The organism is Streptomyces sp. NPDC127129 (assembly GCF_042671585.1).
GTDB lineage: Bacteria > Actinomycetota > Actinomycetes > Streptomycetales > Streptomycetaceae > Streptomyces.
In genome coordinates, this window is sequence record NZ_JBHXTV010000009.1 from 299,490 (window position 1) to 314,574 (window position 15,085).

At 71.8% G+C, this 15,085-nt stretch carries 17 protein-coding genes and 1 tRNA gene; 5 read left to right on the forward strand and 13 right to left on the reverse strand.

The features are described from left to right. Positions 1-50: 50 nt before the first annotated feature. On the reverse strand, positions 51-821 hold the full coding sequence (locus ACFVGW_RS19680; RefSeq protein ID WP_352188528.1) for an ABC transporter ATP-binding protein: 771 nt from the start codon (positions 819-821) through the stop codon (positions 51-53). Positions 822-1,209: 388 nt separating this feature from the next. Between ACFVGW_RS19680 and ACFVGW_RS19685 the strand changes: the two genes are divergently transcribed. Together ACFVGW_RS19685 and ACFVGW_RS19690 are read left to right on the forward strand one after the other, a co-directional pair. Beyond that, positions 1,210-1,291 (forward strand) — tRNA-Leu (locus ACFVGW_RS19685). Positions 1,292-1,422: 131 nt separating this feature from the next. Beyond that, positions 1,423-2,310: a Bax inhibitor-1/YccA family protein gene (locus ACFVGW_RS19690; protein ID WP_352188529.1), complete on the forward strand. Its 888-nt coding sequence runs from the start codon at positions 1,423-1,425 to the stop codon at positions 2,308-2,310. 114 nt (positions 2,311-2,424) lie between these two features. Here ACFVGW_RS19690 and ACFVGW_RS19695 read toward each other — a convergent pair whose 3' ends face one another. Then, positions 2,425-2,988, reverse strand: a complete 564-nt coding sequence (locus ACFVGW_RS19695; protein ID WP_352188530.1) for a TetR/AcrR family transcriptional regulator — start codon at positions 2,986-2,988, stop codon at positions 2,425-2,427. Positions 2,989-3,082: 94 nt separating this feature from the next. Next, positions 3,083-3,313 carry a DUF4287 domain-containing protein gene (locus ACFVGW_RS19700; protein WP_352188531.1) on the reverse strand — a complete coding sequence of 77 codons (231 nt, stop codon included), beginning with the start codon at positions 3,311-3,313 and terminating at the stop codon, positions 3,083-3,085. A gap of 100 nt (positions 3,314-3,413) precedes the next feature. On the opposite strand from ACFVGW_RS19700, the gene ACFVGW_RS19705 reads away from it, so the two are divergent. Then, positions 3,414-3,755 (forward strand): hypothetical protein, encoded by a 342-nt coding sequence (locus ACFVGW_RS19705; RefSeq protein WP_385852880.1) that lies wholly within the window; start codon positions 3,414-3,416, stop codon positions 3,753-3,755. A 36-nt stretch (positions 3,756-3,791) separates the two neighbouring features. On the opposite strand, the gene ACFVGW_RS19710 is transcribed toward ACFVGW_RS19705, so the two are convergent. The 3 genes from ACFVGW_RS19710 to ACFVGW_RS19720 form a co-directional block, all read right to left on the reverse strand. Then, entirely contained in the window at positions 3,792-4,637 is an 846-nt protein-coding gene (locus ACFVGW_RS19710) for a hypothetical protein (protein ID WP_352188533.1), read from the reverse strand. A 327-nt stretch (positions 4,638-4,964) separates the two neighbouring features. Then, positions 4,965-6,185, reverse strand: a complete 1,221-nt coding sequence (locus ACFVGW_RS19715; protein ID WP_352188534.1) for an acetyl-CoA C-acetyltransferase — start codon at positions 6,183-6,185, stop codon at positions 4,965-4,967. 261 nt (positions 6,186-6,446) lie between these two features. After that, on the reverse strand, positions 6,447-7,457 hold the full coding sequence (locus ACFVGW_RS19720) for an SGNH/GDSL hydrolase family protein (protein ID WP_352188548.1): 1,011 nt from the start codon (positions 7,455-7,457) through the stop codon (positions 6,447-6,449). A 119-nt stretch (positions 7,458-7,576) separates the two neighbouring features. Here ACFVGW_RS19720 and ACFVGW_RS19725 point away from each other — a divergent pair, with 119 nt between their 5' ends. Beyond that, positions 7,577-8,977: a cystathionine beta-synthase gene (locus ACFVGW_RS19725; protein WP_385852881.1), complete on the forward strand. Its 1,401-nt coding sequence runs from the start codon at positions 7,577-7,579 to the stop codon at positions 8,975-8,977. Positions 8,978-9,387: 410 nt separating this feature from the next. Here the strand turns inward: ACFVGW_RS19725 and ACFVGW_RS19730 are convergent, their stop codons facing one another. Beyond that, positions 9,388-9,816 carry a hypothetical protein gene (locus ACFVGW_RS19730; RefSeq protein WP_385852882.1) on the reverse strand — a complete coding sequence of 143 codons (429 nt, stop codon included), beginning with the start codon at positions 9,814-9,816 and terminating at the stop codon, positions 9,388-9,390. A gap of 119 nt (positions 9,817-9,935) precedes the next feature. On the opposite strand from ACFVGW_RS19730, the gene ACFVGW_RS19735 reads away from it, so the two are divergent. Next, a complete protein-coding gene (locus ACFVGW_RS19735; protein WP_352188537.1) occupies positions 9,936-10,775 on the forward strand; it encodes a MurR/RpiR family transcriptional regulator in 840 nt (279 codons plus the stop codon). A gap of 5 nt (positions 10,776-10,780) precedes the next feature. Here the strand turns inward: ACFVGW_RS19735 and ACFVGW_RS19740 are convergent, their stop codons facing one another. The 6 genes from ACFVGW_RS19740 to ACFVGW_RS19765 form a co-directional block, all read right to left on the reverse strand. Further along, entirely contained in the window at positions 10,781-11,152 is a 372-nt protein-coding gene (locus ACFVGW_RS19740; RefSeq protein ID WP_352188538.1) for a hypothetical protein, read from the reverse strand. 90 nt (positions 11,153-11,242) lie between these two features. Further along, positions 11,243-11,689 carry a roadblock/LC7 domain-containing protein gene (locus ACFVGW_RS19745; protein ID WP_352188539.1) on the reverse strand — a complete coding sequence of 149 codons (447 nt, stop codon included), beginning with the start codon at positions 11,687-11,689 and terminating at the stop codon, positions 11,243-11,245. Beyond that, positions 11,689-12,447 carry a transcriptional regulator gene (locus tag ACFVGW_RS19750; protein WP_383228030.1) on the reverse strand — a complete coding sequence of 253 codons (759 nt, stop codon included), beginning with the start codon at positions 12,445-12,447 and terminating at the stop codon, positions 11,689-11,691. Before ACFVGW_RS19750 ends, ACFVGW_RS19745 begins: the two co-directional genes overlap by 1 nt. Further along, a complete protein-coding gene (locus tag ACFVGW_RS19755; RefSeq protein WP_385852883.1) occupies positions 12,444-12,965 on the reverse strand; it encodes a hypothetical protein in 522 nt (173 codons plus the stop codon). Before ACFVGW_RS19755 ends, ACFVGW_RS19750 begins: the two co-directional genes overlap by 4 nt. Before the next feature lie 227 nt (positions 12,966-13,192). Then, positions 13,193-13,657, reverse strand: a complete 465-nt coding sequence (locus ACFVGW_RS19760) for an SRPBCC family protein (RefSeq protein ID WP_352188541.1) — start codon at positions 13,655-13,657, stop codon at positions 13,193-13,195. 61 nt (positions 13,658-13,718) lie between these two features. Further along, positions 13,719-15,041, reverse strand: coding sequence for a diaminopimelate decarboxylase (locus tag ACFVGW_RS19765; RefSeq protein ID WP_385852884.1), 1,323 nt, complete (start codon positions 15,039-15,041; stop codon positions 13,719-13,721). Between the last annotated feature and the right edge of the window lie 44 nt (positions 15,042-15,085).

Genomic DNA, 15,085 nt, shown 5'->3' on the forward strand with positions numbered 1-15,085 from the left:
GGGGCGGAACGTCGAAGGGCCGCGGACCGGGGCGGAGCCCCGGGGGTGCCTCAGCTCGTGCGGCCCTTGGCGTCGAAGGCCTTCATGCGGTCCAGCACGCCGTCCGCCGTGGGGGCGATCATCTCGTCGACGATCCGGCCGTCCGCGAGGAAGATCACCCGGTCCGCGTAGGACGCGGCGACCGGGTCGTGGGTGACCATGACGACCGTCTGGCCCAGTTCCCGTACCGAGTTGCGCAGGAAGCCCAGGACCTCGGCGCCCGAGCGCGAGTCCAGGTTTCCGGTCGGCTCGTCACCGAAGATGATCTCGGGGCGGGAGGCCAGCGCGCGGGCCACGGCGACGCGCTGCTGCTGGCCGCCGGAGAGCTGCGTGGGACGGTGGCTCAGCCGGCCGGACAGGCCGATCATGTCGATGACCTTCTCCACCCACTGCTTGTCGGGCTTGCGGCCCGCGATGTCCATCGGCAGCGTGATGTTCTCCAGCGCCGTCAGCGTCGGCAGCAGGTTGAACGCCTGGAAGATGAAGCCGATCTTGTCCCGGCGCAGCTGCGTCAGCTGCTTGTCCTTGAGGGTGCCGAGCTCGGTCTCGCCCAGGCGCACCGATCCGGAGCTGAAGGAGTCCAGGCCCGCGACGCAGTGCATCAGGGTCGACTTGCCGGAGCCGGAGGGGCCCATGATCGCGGTGAACTCGCCCTGCCGGAAGTCCACGGTGACCCGGTCCAGGGCGACCACCTGGGTCTCGCCCTGTCCGTAGACCTTCGAGAGATCCGTGGCGCGGGCGGCCACCGCGGTGGCGCGGGAGACGGTGGGGGTGGTGGTCACGAGGGACTCCTGTCACTGCGAGGTGTTCGGGAACCACTCCATCGTGTCGAGCGTTGAGGCCCGGGTCGTCCGCCCACATGCCCGTTCCCGGGGGCGACTGGAGTCGGACCGGGAGGGCGGGCCCTCCTCCTGAGGTATGACGGGACCCCCGAGACCCCGGTACCCCGGGGGAGTGTGCCGCTCCTGGCGTGTCCGGGCGGCGACTTTCCGTCATTCCGGTGGCCGGGCCTTTGCGGCCGCGAGCCCTGTCACACTCCGTCAGACCAGGCCCCACCTGCGCTGACGCACACTCAAGCGCCAATAAAATAAGACAACATCGGGTCGGCGTTCCGCTGAACGAGCGACGCATCCCGATAGGCTCATGTGCCGACGCGGAGCCGCGCGCCATGCCCGGATGGTGGAATGCAGACACGGCGAGCTTAAACCTCGCTGGCCTTCGGGCCGTACCGGTTCGAGTCCGGTTCCGGGCACAGCTCACCGCCGTCGCCCCCGGCGCCTCCCTAACGATCTCGGAAAGATCCTCCCCGAGCACTAGGGAGTTTCTTTTGCTTCCCGATTACTCTTGACGCAAGGCCGCGCAGTGCGGCCATGGAGGAGTGAGATGAGGAGCAGTAACCCGGTCTTCTCGCGACGGGGGTTCAGCCGCGACAACGGCCACGCCGGCTTCACACCGCCGCCGCAGCCGCAGGCCGGGGGCCCCGCCGTCGGAACCAACCCGTACGCACAGGGCGCGGCGAACCCGTACGCGACCAACCCGTACGCCCAGGACACCCAGCTCGGCGCCCCGGAGCAGGCCCGCGGCAACGTGATGACGATCGACGACGTCGTGAGCCGTACGGCCATGACGCTCGGCACGGTCGTGATCTTCGCCGCCCTGTCGTGGATCGTCATGCCGGTCGACCCGGAGAACCTCGGCAAGTCCTACGGGGTGGCCATCGGCGCCGCCCTGGTGGCCTTCGTCCTGGCGATGATCCAGTCGTTCAAGCGCAAGCCGTCGCCTGCGCTGATCCTTGCCTACGCGGCGTTCGAGGGCTTCTTCCTCGGCGTCATCTCCGCCGCGGTCTCGACCTACATCTCTCCCGGTGTGGTCGCGCAGGCGGTGCTCGGCACGATGGCGGTCTTCGCCGGTGTGCTGATCGCGTACAAGATGCGCTGGATCCGCGTCACGCGCCGTTTCTACGGCTTCGTGATGGCGGCCGCGATCGGCTTCATCCTGCTGATGGCGGTCAACGCGCTCTTCTCGCTCTTCGACGGCGCCGGTGACGGCCTGGGCTTCCGCAGTGGCGGCCTCGGCATCCTCTTCGGTGTCATCGGCATCATCCTCGGTGCCTGCTTCCTCGCCCTGGACTTCAAGCAGGTCGAGGACGGCGTGACCTACGGCGCCCCGCGCGAGGAGTCCTGGCTGGCGGCCTTCGGCCTCACCATGACCCTGGTGTGGATCTACCTGGAGATGCTGCGTCTGCTGTCGATCCTGCAGGGCGACGACTGACGCACGAGCCGTGCGCACACCCGTGCGCACCCGCGAGTGTGACGAAGGGCCCGTCCGGCATCCGCCGGGCGGGCCCTTCCGCGTCTGCGGGCGCGGAGGTTCGGGCGGGCACGGTCAGCTCTTGAGCGCCGCCTCCAGGAGGACCCGGGCCGCGTCCTTCGCCTGCGCCGCCGGATCGGGCGTGCCGTCGATGCCCGCGACGACCATGGCGCCGTTGGCGAGCAGCGCCAGCTGGTCGGCCAGCTCCCCGGGCGCCCCGAGAGCGGCGGTCTGCTCCGCGAAGTACCCCCGCAGGGCCTGCTTGTGCCCGCGGGCGATGGCGGCGACGTCCGACGAGATGCCACCCATCTCGCCGAAGGTGTTGATGAAGGCGCAGCCGCGGAAGCCGGGGTCGGCGAACCGCTCGCCGAGGTGGTCGAAGACCGCCAGGACCCGCTCGTACGGGGTGGTGGCGTGGGCGGCTCCGTGAGCGGCGATGGCCTCGCGCACAGCGCCGTCGCGGCGGTTCAGGACGGCCCACACCAGGTGGTCCTTGGACGGGAAGAGCTGGTACAGACGCTTGAGGGAGACTCCCGACGCGGAGCGGATGGCGTCCATGCCGACCGCCTGCACCCCGCGCTCGTCGAACAGCTCCTCGGCGGCCTCCAGCAGCCGCGCCTCGGCGGTCTCGGCGTCCATGGTCTGCATGGTCCGATCACCCCTCGCGTGGGAGAACCATCGTTCTCCCACTCTAGCGGGGGTGAGGGGCCCGTGCCGGGCCCCTCACCGGACGTCAGAGCAGTCTCCGTGCCGCCCGTCGAAGGTCGTACTCGTGGATGATCGCCTTCGCGTGGCCGTACGCGAGGTCGTGCTCGCCCCGGAGCCAGCTGACCTTCTCCTCGAAGCGCACGAGGGAGGGGCCTTCCTCGACGGTGCGGAGCCAGTCGGAGATCTCACGACCGGTGCAGTGCGGGATACGGGCGAGCAGGTTGCGGTGGGTCTCTTCGGAGAATGCGTGGGACATCGGCGCCTCCGGACGCGTGTTGCCGTGTGCTCCTTCCCGACACCGTGCCCGAGCGTCGGCGCGTTGGCAACAGTGCGTGGAGGGCGCGTAGGGTCGCGGAGTGCTCGATACGACTGAACTGACCGCCGCCGTCGAACGGTTCGCCGACCGGCTGCGGGCCGCCCCGCAGAGCCGCCTCCAGCGCGGCGCGGCCGCCGAAGGGCTCGAGCTCGCCAGGCGGTTGGCGCTGTGGGCGCAGCGGATCGAGGAGCCGGAGGCGGTGGGGGGCGAGAGCGGCCGGATCATGCCGGACGCGGGTGTCTTCGCCGTCGCCGACCAACTGCTCGTCGCGGGAACGGATCTGGCCGAGGCTCTGCGAACGGCCCCGGCCGGCTCCCGGGAAGGGGAACTGGGCGAGGCCGTGAGGCTGGTGCGGGACGCGGCGGCACGCTCGGGGCTGTAGACCGCTGCGGCCCCCCGGCGCGACCGCCGGGCGGGGTCAGAGCGAGGCGATCACACGGTCGGCGAGGATGTAGACGTTCTCGTCGTCCGCCTCCCCGAAGGAGAACGTCAGGGCGTACGCGCCCGAGACGCCGGAGCCGCCGAGGAGGACCGGAGTACGGCCGGCGCGAAGGGCCTCGGCGAGGCGCTCCGCGGTCTCCCGGTGGCCGGGCGTCATGCAGAGCGTGGTGCCGTCGGCGAAGACGTACACGTCGAGCGTGCCGAGCGGGCCGGGGCGTACGTCGGTCAGCGCGGTGCCCGTGTCGGCCAGCTCCTCGAGGCGCGACACGGTGCGCTCGTGGTCGGTGACGACCGGCGTCTGGACCGGGACGAAGTCCGGGTGCGAGGGGTGGCGACGGCGGGCCGCGGCGAGCTCGGGGGAGTCCTCCGCGTACTCGGTCAGCTCCGGGAACTCCTCCAGGACGCTGTCGACACCATGGCCGTCGAGCGCGGCGGCCTCGGCCTCCATCGCCTCCAGGGCCATGGCCTCCAGACCCGCGAAGTCCGCCTGGCGCGGCACGTAGAAGGGGCCGCCGTCCTCGGCGGGGCCGCCGAGGCCACCCAGCAGGGAGGGTGCGTCGGCCGCGTCACGGGCCTCCTGGGCCGCCCAGAAGGCACGCGCCTCGGCGAGCTCGCGCTCGCGCTCCTCGGCGAGTGCCTCGGCGACGGCGGCGCGTATCTCCGCGGCGGGCGTCTCCCTGGCGTGCGGGACGGACACCCCGCGCGCGGCGGCGAGTTCGCCACGCAGGGCGACGACCTGCTTACGGAGACCGTGGGCAGCGTGCAGGGCGGCGGCGCCCACGGCCGTGGCGGCGGCCGTGGTCACCAGCAGGGCAAGAGACATGGCGCTCACTGACGTACTCCCGATTCCGAGTCGATCCCCCGACTTCCTACATCAGCTTGTCCCGGGAGTGCGCCCCCTGTCAGTGCATTACGTCACGAAATGGACAGGTATTTGGGCCGGGTGTTTAGTCCCGAAACTACTGTGACCTGCGGGAACGACTCTCCCCCGGGACATAGGTCACATCCTGGGGGAGATTCGGTCACGGCTGGGACGCGGGGCGGTTGGATCCCGCGTCAGATGGCTATCGGAGCGCCGCCGCGCGGCCCTGGCAGGTTCAGCTCAGTCGCTCGCGTCTGCGCTCGCGATTCGCTTCGCCTCCGCTGCGGCTCAGCTCAGTCGCTCGATGACCATGGCCATGCCCTGGCCGCCGCCGACGCACATGGTCTCGAGGCCGAACTGCTTGTCGTGGAACTGAAGGCTGTTGATCAGCGTGCCGGTGATGCGGGCGCCGGTCATGCCGAAGGGGTGGCCGACGGCGATGGCGCCGCCGTTGACGTTCACCTTGTCCAGATCCAGACCCAGGTCCTGGTAGGACGGGATGACCTGGGCGGCGAAGGCCTCGTTGATCTCGGCCAGGTCGATGTCGTCGATCGTCAGGCCGGCGCGCTTGAGGGCCTGCTTCGAGGCCTCGACCGGGCCGAGGCCCATGATCTCGGGGGAGAGGCCCGAGACGCCGGTGGAGACGATGCGGGCGAGCGGGGTCAGACCCAGCTCGCGGGCCTTCGTGTCGGACATGATCACGAGCGCGGCGGCGCCGTCGTTGAGCGGGCAGCAGTTGCCGGCGGTGACCAGGCCGTCGGGGCGGAAGACGGGCTTGAGGCCCTGGACGCCCTCCAGCGTGACGCCGGCGCGCGGGCCGTCGTCCGTGGAGACGACCGTGCCGTCCGGGGTCGTCACCGGGGTGATCTCGCGCTCCCAGAAGCCGTTCTTGATGGCCTGCTCGGCGAGGTTCTGGGACCGCACGCCGAACTCGTCCATCTCCTGGCGGCTGATGCCCTTCCAGCGCGCCAGGTTCTCGGCGGTCTGGCCCATGGCGATGTACGCGTCGGGGACGAGGCCGTCCTCGCGCGGGTCGTGCCAGCTGGAGCCCTCGGAGGCGGCGACGGAGGCGGTGCGGGCCTCGGCGTCGGCGAAGAGGGGGTTGTGCGTGTCGGGCAGGGAGTCCGAGTTGCCCTTCGCGAAGCTGGAGACCATCTCGACACCGGCCGAGATGAAGACGTCGCCCTCGCCCGCCTTGATGGCGTGCAGCGCCATGCGGGAGGTCTGGAGCGAGGAGGAGCAGTAGCGGGTGATCGTGCAGCCGGGGAGGTGGTCCATCCCCATCTGGACGGCGACGATCCGGCCCAGGTTGTTGCCCTGCTCGCCGCCGGGGAGGCCGCAGCCGAGCATCAGGTCGTCGATGTCGCGCGGGTCGAGCTCGGGGACCTTGGCGAGGGCGGCCTGGATGATCGTGGCGGTGAGGTCGTCGGGACGCAGGTCCTTCAGGGAGCCCTTGAAGGCCCGGCCGATCGGGGAGCGGGCGGTCGAGACGATGACGGCTTCGGGCATCACGGCTCCAGGAGGATGCGGGGTGGACGGACTGAAAGGGAAGTTACCTGCACGTACGGCACGGGTCACCGCCCGGGCGGTGTGACGCGGACCTCTTTTCTAAGCGCCCGCTCAGCCCTCTGATGGCCATCTCCCCCACCTCACCCCTCCCCGAAACCCCACAGGGGCCTTCCCGGCCCGGCAGGGGGCCTTCCCGGGCCTGCCGGGGGCAGGGGGGCCGCCTTCGGCGCCCCTCCCTGGCCTCCCTGCCCTCCGAGGCCCTCAGGGCCTGTGGACCTCCTCCGGGGAGGTGGCCGGATCCGGTGCCGTGGCCGGCTCCGCGAGGCGCCGGCGGCGGCGGTGCTTGAGCAGGGCCCATGGCGCCCGCGCCCCGGTGACCTCTGTACCGGCCTCCCTCGCCGCCTCCGCCGCGGCCTTCGCGACCGGGAGCATGTCCTCGTGGCGGTCCGGCTCCAGACGGTCGGTTTCCGGCCACACGCCGAGCACCGCACACACCGTCGGCAGCACGGCCATCGCCGCCGTCGCGTACCCCTCCGCCGACGGGTGGTAGTTGTCCGCCCCGAACATCTCCCGCGGGTTCGCCGCGAACTCCGGGCCCAGCAGATCGCCCAGCGACACCGTCCGGCCGCCCTGCTCGACCACCACGATCGTCTGCGCCGCCGCCAGCTGCCGCGACACCCGGCGCGCCAGCCACCGCAGCGGCTGGTAGACCGGCTCGATCGTCCCCAGGTCCGGGCAGGTCCCCACGACCACCTCCGCCCCCGCGGTCCGCAGTCGCCGCACGGCGGCCGCGAGCAGCCGCACCGACTCCGTCGCGGGCATCCGGTGCGTGACGTCGTTCGCGCCGATCATGATCACGCCCACGTCAGGCGGCCCCGACGGGGAGGACAGCAGCAGCGACACCTGACGTTCCAGATCGTCCGAGCGCGCCCCCGGCAGAGCCACGTTCCGCAGCACCACCGGCCGCTCCGCCACCGCCGCGAGCCCGGAGGCCAGCAGCGCGCCCGGGGTCTGCCCCGCGCGGCGCACCCCCTGGCCCGCCGCCGTCGAATCACCCAGAAGGGCCAGCCGAAGAGGTGCCGAGCCGGGATCCGAGGCCGCGAACGAGCGCCCGTACAGCCCGTCCGCCCCCGGCGGCAGCGGCGCCACACCGCCCCCCACGTTCCGCTTCGCCAGCTGCACCTCGGCCAGGAGCACACCCACCGCCGCCGCACCGAGCAGCCCGATGCTCCCGCCTCCGTACGCCGCGCCCGCCGCGATCCGCCGTGCCACCCTCGCCCTCGACATGGGGGCAGTCACCTCCTTCAAGCCGTTCAGGATCTAACTGCCCCGTAACCCGCTCCGACTACGCATACGCTGGACGCACCATTACGGAGACCCCGGAGATTACGGTGCAATTCCACGACTCGATGATCAGCCTCGTCGGCAACACCCCGCTGGTGAAGCTCAACAACGTCTCGGCGGGAATCCAGGCGACCGTCCTGGCCAAGGTCGAGTACTTCAACCCCGGCGGCTCGGTCAAGGACCGCATCGCCCTGCGCATGATCGAATCGGCCGAGGAGAGCGGGGCGCTCAAGCCCGGCGGAACCATCGTCGAGCCCACATCCGGGAACACCGGTGTCGGTCTTGCGATCGTGGCCCAGCAGAAGGGCTACAAGTGCATCTTCGTCTGCCCCGACAAGGTGTCCACCGACAAGATCAACGTGCTGCGGGCGTACGGCGCCGAGGTCGTCGTCTGCCCCACCGCCGTCGACCCCGAGCACCCCGACTCGTACTACAACGTGTCCGACCGCCTCGTCCGTGAGACCCCGGGCGCCTGGAAGCCGGACCAGTACTCCAACCCGAACAACCCCCGCTCCCACTACGAGACCACCGGTCCCGAGCTGTGGGAGCAGACGGACGGGAAGATCACCCACTTCGTCGCCGGCGTCGGTACCGGCGGCACCATCTCCGGCACCGGCAACTACCTCAAGGAGGTCTCCGGCGGCTCGGTGAAGGTGATCGGCGCGGACCCCGAGGGCTCCGTCTACTCCGGCGGCTCCGGCCGCCCGTACCTGGTCGAGGGCGTCGGCGAGGACTTCTGGCCCACCGCCTACGACCGGAACGTCGCCGACGCGATCGTCCCGGTGTCCGACAAGGACTCCTTCCAGATGACCCGCCGCCTCGCCAAGGAGGAGGGCCTGCTCGTCGGCGGCTCCTGCGGCATGGCGGTCGTGGCCGCGCTCGAGGTCGCCAAGGAGCTCGGCCCGGACGACGTCGTCGTCGTGCTGCTGCCGGACTCCGGCCGCGGCTACCTGTCCAAGATCTTCAACGACGAGTGGATGGCCGACTACGGCTTCCTGGAGGACACCTCCTCCGCCACCGTCGCCGACGTGCTGCGGCACAAGGAGGGCGTCATGCCCTCCCTCGTCCACATGCACCCGGAGGAGACGGTCGGCCAGGCCATCGAGGTGCTGCGGGAGTACGGCGTCTCCCAGATGCCGATCGTGAAGCCGGGCGCCGGTCACCCGGACGTCATGGCGGCGGAGGTCGTCGGCTCGGTCGTCGAACGCGAGCTCCTGGACGCCCTGTTCACCAAGCGGGCGTCCCTGGAGGACCCGCTGGAGCGCCACATGAGCGCGCCGCTGCCGCAGGTCGGCTCGGGCGAGCCGGTCGCCGACCTGATGTCCGTGCTCGGCGAGTCGGCGGACGCGGCGATCGTGCTGGTCGAGGGCAAGCCGACGGGTGTGGTGAGCCGTCAGGACCTGCTGGCGTTCCTGGCGAACGGCGGTGCGAAGGGCGTCGCGAAGTAGCGCGAGGCGTGCCCGGGCGGGCGTTCGCGCAAACGGTACGAGCGCGACACGTCCGCGCAGCACCCGCTTAACACGCGTCCGGCACATTGTTCCTTGTCGGCGTCGAGGACTACGGAGCGGCTCCCGGACCTCCTGACGACGCCTTCCGGACGCGAGACCGGCCCTGACCCGGGCCCGTGTCCCCCGCGGGGACCGCCGTCGTCCCGCCCCCCAGCGATGGGGGTGCGGCGGTCCCCGCGTCCTCTTCTTCAGGCTCGTTCGCCTCCGGGCGCTCGTGCGGCTGTCGACGGTCGATCGTGCTCGCCCGCTCGTTCCTCGCGGCCTGCGCGCGTTCTCCCTCTCGACAGCCGCGCGCCCTCCGGCTCACTCGCCGGCGTCCCTCTTTTTCGAGGCTCCCCCCGCCTCGGGTGCTAGAAGCCGTCCCGGTCGTCGGCGCGCTTGGTGCCGAGCGGGAGGCGGCCACGGGTCGCGTGGACGAAGTTCACGCCGACGATGCCGAGCCAGGCCACGATCAGGCCTTCGAGGTCCGCCTGGGTGACGGCGATCGCGGAGAGCGGGATCGCCAGGAGCAGCGAGATGATGCCGAAGCCGTAGCGCTCGCCGAAGCCCTCCGGCCCCGAGCCCGGCGGGCGGACGCCCCGGGCCGTCGCCACCTGCTGCTCGGCCGTGCGACGGCGGACCTGGCGGTCGATCGTCGTCTCCAGGCTCTGTTCCACCTTGCCGAGGAAGGACTCGATGAGCGCGGACTCGTACTCCGCGCCCAGCTCCCGCCGGACGTGCAGTGTGGCGTCCAGCTCGTTCTTCAACTCGTCGGTGCGGGCGGGGTCGCGGCTGTCCATAATCGTCACGGTAGGGAGCGCCGGCCCCACGTGTCAGTAGGGGTACCCCCCGCATTTCTTGCCCTCCTGCATATCTTCATGCAGAGTTCAAGGCGAATGAATAGGCGGAAGGGGACGGCGTGAGCGACAGCCCGGCCGGACGGCTGCAGGCGCTCTTCGAGGGGCATCGGCTGACACCGACACAGCGGCGGATCGCGCACTGCATGGTGCGCCGCGCCGGCGATGTGGCGTTCCTGTCCAGCGTCGAGCTGGCCGACCTCGCGGGCGTCAGTCAGCCCTCCGTGACCCGGTTCGCCGTCGCCCTGGGCTTCGACGGCTACCCGGCCCTCCGTCGCCATCTGCGCGAGGTCGCACCGGCGGGGGAGGCCTCGGCGAAGGCCGGCGAGCACAACGAGTACCAGCAGGCCGTCCTCGCCGAGATCGAGAACCTGCGCCACCTCGCCGAGCTCCTCGCCGACCCCGCGCCCGTCGCCCGCGCCGGCCGGCTGCTCGCCGCCTCGCGGCCGCTGCCCGTCCTCGGGCTGCGGGCCGCCTCCTCGCAGGCGCGTGGCTTCGCGTACTTCGCCGCCAAGGTCCACCCCGACGTCCGCCTCCTCGACGAGGGCGGCTCGATGCTCACCGACCGGGTCGACGCGGCGGTACGGGCCGGGGCCACGGCCCTGCTCTGTTTCGCGCTGCCCCGCCACCCTCGTGAGGTCGTCGAGGCCCTGGAGTACGCCCGGGGCGCCGGACTGACCGTGGTGACGGTCGCCGAGTCGGCGTTCGCGCCCGTCGCGGCCCACAGCGACCTGCTGATCCCGGCCGCCGTCGGCACCGGGCTCGCCTTCGACACGGCCTGCGCCCCGATGCTGCTCGGCCGCGTGCTCCTGGAAGCCATGGCGGACGAACTGCCCGACGCCCAGGCGCGCCTGGAGGAGTTCGACACCAAGGCGGCGGCTCGCGGCCTCTTCGTGGACTGAGCCGCTCAGATCTCCAGGTCGTTCTCCAGTTTCTTCAGCTGGTGGCGGGCCATCGCCAGGTTCGCCCGGTCCTTGAACAGCGCCAGGTACAGGAACAGTCCGTTCTTCCCCCGCCCCTTCAGCAGCCGGATGATGTGGTACTGGGTGCCGAGCGTGATCAGGATGTCCTCGATCTCTTCCTGGAGCCCGAGCATCTCCATCGTCCTGACCTTAGCGCGGACCACGTCCGTGTTGCCGGCCGCCGCCACGGTGAGGTCGAGGTCCTTGCCGCCGCCGATGGTGCCGAGCGCCATTCCGCTGGTGTAGTCGACCAGGGCGGCGCCGATGGCGCCTTCGATGGACGAGGCTTCCTTGAGGATCGTCTCGGTGTTCGCCATGGGTGTTGCACTTCCTTTTCCGGTTTCGGTTTCGGTTCTCGTTCGGTTTCGGTTCTTCGATCGGTCTTCGGGTCGGGTCCCGCGGCGCGGCTACGTCTGGTGCCGGTTCAGGTCCTTGCGCTCCAGCGCCCCGTCGACCAGCTCGCCTATCCGGGTGCTGGACCGCCGGGCCTCCAGATGGAGCCGGCCCACGTTGATGCGGGGCTCGGCCAGCAGCGTGAGCACGGCGGAGCCGCCGGCGGCGTATGTGGCGACGTAGCCGTTCTCGCCCCGGACGAGCAGCTCACGGAAGCCGCCCTGCCCGGTGGACTCGCACAGCCGCTGGGTCACGCCGAGAGCCGCCGCGGTCAGCGCGGCCACCCCCTCCGCCTCCGTGGAAGCGGTGTCATGGGCGAGCACCAGGCCGTCGGCGCTCGCCGCGAGCGCCCCGGTCAGCTGGGGCAGCCGGGCCCGCAGCCGTCTCAGCTCGCCGAGTACCTCGGCTTCTGCCGACATCAGTTGTCTCCTCTCGGCGCGCAGGCGCAGGGCACGCCTCATCACAGACTTGCCTCCAGGGCGTCGCGGAGCCGGCGCAGCAGGGTGATGTCCGGATCGGCCGTGACCTCGCCGACCCAGGCGGGTAAGGCGGGCGGTGCGGCCTCTTCGGGGTCGGGCGGGGTCTCCACGAGGCCGGCGGCGGCGAGCCGGCGGACGTCGAGAAGCGTGTGGAAGGCCGGGCGGCCCAACAGGCGGGCGATGTCAGCGGGCGTACGCGTCCCGTCGGCCGCCGCGAGCAGCGCCCGCTGACGCAGGCTCACCGTCTGCCCCGGGGCGGGGGCGCGGACGACGACCGGGGCCGAGTCCACCGCCGCGTACGGCCAGACGCTGTCCAGCAGTTCGCGGCGGCGTACCGTCTCGCGCTCGACGGCCTCGGTCGAGACCGGGCGCACCGGACCGAACCAGTGGGACACGCCGTAGCGGAAGCGGGTCGGGCCGGTGGCGGGGGCCAGGGCGAAGAACGCCGCGTCGAAGACCGCGCCGAGGTGACAGATCTCCAGCTCGCCGTCGTGCAGCCGGCCGCTCTCCACCAGGAACCTGCCGACCTCGCGGCGCGCCCCGGCCCGGTTGACGGCCTCGTCCCAGCGCTCGCGGGCCAGCCGTCCGCCGGCGGTCAGCAGGACGTCGAGTCCGGGGGCGGCCGGGCTCTCGGCGTGCACGACGCGGCCGTCGACGAGGTAGAGCGTTCCGTGGTCGCGCAGCAGGGCGCCGGTCGCGCGCTCGGCGGCCAGCCGGACGAGCATCGGGGAGACGGTCATCCGAGCACCAGCCTCTCGGCGAGGTCGCGGAGTCTGAGTCGGGCGAGCGCGAGGTTGCCGGTGTCCCGGTCCAGCCAGATGTGGAGGAAGACGCTGCTGTCGAAGGCGGTGTCGACGAAACGCAGGACGTGGTAGCCGCTGCGGGTGCTGACGATCAGATCCTCGACGGGCGGACCTTTGGTCAACCCGCCGTCGGCGGGGGCGGTTTCGGTACGCTGTCTCACGACTGGGGCGGACGCCGCCGGGGCGGCGGTCGCGCCGGTGCCCGGGACGGTGGCCGCGTTCGTGCGCGGCGCCAGGACGACGGCCGTGGTCGGTGCGGCGATACCGGCGAAGGAGTCGTACTCCGCCGCCGCGCGGGCCAGTTCGGCCGCCTCCGCCGCCGTCGTCTCGTGGTCGCCGACCGGCGACTCGCCCGCCGCGCCGAGGGCGAGCCCGCTGGTCCAGTCGACCAGCCAGGCTCCGCGTGCGCCTGGCAGGCTCATGGCCTCCAGCAGGCACTCGTCGATTCCGGGCACGCGGATTCCCCTCCCGATGCGGCGTGCGGGCGTACGGCAGTGACCGTGACGCTACTCAACGTTCCGGTCGGGGGGAGGAGTTCTGGCATTTTCCATCGGAACATGCCGCTCGCTTGCTTGAATTCGCCCCTGGGTCCGCGGCGCTCCTCCCCAGGAGTCCCGTCCTGTCCGGGTGTGCGGCCGCACGTCCCTACGGGCGTAGTGGCGAACGTATGTACGAACGACGGTCAGTGGCGGCGCTCCACCGAGGCCGCCACGTCGTCCAGGTCCTTCGCCAGCGCCCGGCTCGCCGCCTTGGCTCCCAGGCCGCTCAGCAGCTTGGCGACGAACCCCAGGCGGTTCCCCTCGGCCGGGCTCCCCGAGAACGTCATCCGCACCATGGTCCCCCCGTCCCCCTCGGGGCGCAGCGCGATCTCGGAGACGTAGTGCATGCCGTGCGAGTCGGCCACCGTCACATAGCGGTCCGGCGCCTCGGCCTCGGTCACGGTCATCTCCTCCGTGGCCTGCTTGCCGAACATGGTCCGCGTCTCGCGCCAGCGCGTGCCGACCCCGAAGGTGCCTTCGGTGAGCACCTCGACCTTGTCCACGCCGCTGAGCATGCGCTCCATGCCCCGCAGGTCCGTCATCGCCTCCCAGACGGGTCCGGGGGGCGCCTGGATCCGGCGTTCGACGACGATGCTCTTCATGGCCATGGATCCATGGAAGCACCGGGGTCCGGCGATCGCCTCCGTTGCCGGTCCAGGAGGGGGTCCGTCAGTCCAGGAGCGCGTCCGCCCGGCCGCCGCCCGCCTCGGCGACGATCTCGTCCGTGCTCTGCGCGGGCCGCACGGCCGAGAACGAGACACCGCCGTCGCCGTCCCGGACGGTGAAGCCGTGGACGGCCGGCCGGGGCAGGCTGTTGTACGCGTAGTGGTGGGCGAAGTAGTACGCGCCGGTGTCCGGCACCGCCACGACGTCGTCCGGCCCCAGCAGCGGCAGCGGACGCGCGGTGGCAATCAGGTCCCCCGCGAAGCAGGCGGGACCGGCGACGTCCTGGACGGTCTCCTCCCCGGCGTGGGGCCGGCCCTCGGAGTCGTACGCGAGGACGCGCAGCGGCCAGGAGGCCGGGTCGTAGACGGTGCGGGTGGCGACCTGGACCCCGGCGTGGGTCACCGCGATGGGGCGTCCGCCGGAGGTCTTGGTGTACTCGACGCGGGCGAGGATCGTGCCGTGCTTGGCGAGCAGCGAGCGGCCGAACTCGGTGACGAGCCCGTAGCGCCCGTCGAGGAGACCGGGTGCCGTCTCGGCGAGCAGCGCCGCGTACTCGCCGTAGGTCGGCGTCTCCTCGTCGGAGGCGAAGTTCACCGGCAGTCCGCCGCCGATGTCGACGGTGTCGATCTGCCGCCGCCCGGCCTTGGCGTTGATCTCCTCGGCCAGGTCGTACACGGCCGCGACGCCCTCCGCCATCAGCGAGAGGGGGACGCCCTGCGAGCCGGAGTGGGTGTGCAGCCGGGTCAGCCAGGGCCGGTCCAGGTACGCCTGGACGACGGCCTCCCGCGCCCCCTCGTCCCGGAGGGCCACCCCGAACTTCGAGGTGGCGGTCGCGGTCGAGAGAGCACCGATCGAACCGGCTCCGACCTGCGGGTTCACCCGGATCCCGATGGGGGAGGCGGTCGGCGCGGAGGCGATCAGCGCGTCCAGCCTGGCCAGCTCCTGGAGGTTGTCGGCGTTGACGGCGATCCCGAGCGCGAGGGCCTGGCGCAGCTCGGCGGGCGTCTTGGCGGGCGAGTCGAGCACCGTACGGGACGGCGCCACGCCCGCCGCGCGGGCGAGGGCCAGCTCGCCGGGGCTCGCGACCTCGGCGCCGAGCCCGCACGCGTCCAGCAGGCGCAGGACGGGCACGAGCGGGCAGGCCTTCACGGCGAAGGCGTGCAGGACCGGGGCGTCGGTGACGGCGGCGAAGGCGGAGACGAGGGCGGCGGCCGAAGCGCGGATTCCGGCGGTGTCGAGGAGCGCGACGACCTGCCCGGACGAGGGCGTGAGGAGGCCCTGCTCGACGGCGGCGCGGACGGCCTGATCGCGACGGTGGGATCCCATGGATCCATGGGACCACCGGGACGGGTGGCGCCGCAGCTGTTGAC

Bases quoted from the DNA above. Each gene is read 5' to 3' on its own strand.
- ACFVGW_RS19760 (WP_352188541.1), bottom strand. From the start codon at position 13,657: ATGGCCATGAAGAGCATCGTCGTCGAACGCCGGATCCAGGCGCCCCCC.
- ACFVGW_RS19695 (WP_352188530.1), bottom strand. From the start codon at position 2,988: ATGGACGCCGAGACCGCCGAGGCGCGGCTGCTGGAGGCCGCCGAGGAG.
- ACFVGW_RS19740 (WP_352188538.1), bottom strand. From the start codon at position 11,152: ATGGCGAACACCGAGACGATCCTCAAGGAAGCCTCGTCCATCGAAGGC.
- ACFVGW_RS19750 (WP_383228030.1), bottom strand. From the start codon at position 12,447: ATGACCGTCTCCCCGATGCTCGTCCGGCTGGCCGCCGAGCGCGCGACC.
- ACFVGW_RS19700 (WP_352188531.1), bottom strand. From the start codon at position 3,313: ATGTCCCACGCATTCTCCGAAGAGACCCACCGCAACCTGCTCGCCCGT.
- ACFVGW_RS19745 (WP_352188539.1), bottom strand. From the start codon at position 11,689: ATGAGGCGTGCCCTGCGCCTGCGCGCCGAGAGGAGACAACTGATGTCG.
- ACFVGW_RS19715 (WP_352188534.1), bottom strand. From the start codon at position 6,185: ATGCCCGAAGCCGTCATCGTCTCGACCGCCCGCTCCCCGATCGGCCGG.
- ACFVGW_RS19765 (WP_385852884.1), bottom strand. From the start codon at position 15,041: ATGGGATCCCACCGTCGCGATCAGGCCGTCCGCGCCGCCGTCGAGCAG.
- ACFVGW_RS19730 (WP_385852882.1), bottom strand. From the start codon at position 9,816: ATGGACAGCCGCGACCCCGCCCGCACCGACGAGTTGAAGAACGAGCTG.
- ACFVGW_RS19690 (WP_352188529.1), top strand. From the start codon at position 1,423: ATGAGGAGCAGTAACCCGGTCTTCTCGCGACGGGGGTTCAGCCGCGAC.
- ACFVGW_RS19710 (WP_352188533.1), bottom strand. From the start codon at position 4,637: ATGTCTCTTGCCCTGCTGGTGACCACGGCCGCCGCCACGGCCGTGGGC.